This window comes from Cedecea sp. B1(4) (genome assembly GCF_059414925.1).
In genome coordinates, this window is record NZ_JCAHMZ010000280.1 from 1 (window position 1) to 211 (window position 211).

At 55.0% G+C, this 211-nt stretch carries 1 protein-coding gene; it reads right to left on the reverse strand.

The window, feature by feature from the left end:
• Positions 1–203, reverse strand: a 203-nt coding sequence (locus ACR6JA_RS22940) for a phospholipase effector Tle1 domain-containing protein (protein ID WP_494599796.1), incomplete at its 3' end; no start/stop codon positions are given.
• Positions 204–211: the final 8 nt, after the last annotated feature.

Here is a 211-nt window from a genome sequence, read left to right on the forward strand (position 1 = left end):
TAGTCGTCGTCAAGTCCACTGCCCTGAGCCTGGGGTTTCTTTCCAACCCCTTGGATGTAGAGCTTGAACTGTTCACGCCCGTCGATAATGCCCTCCGGCGTGGCGTTGAACAACTTGAGTACGTTGGTTGTGCTGCGGGAACGATCGCTGTTCCAGGTGCCGTCGATGAATATGCAGATGTTGCGGGGAATTTGGCTGGGTATCCGATTCC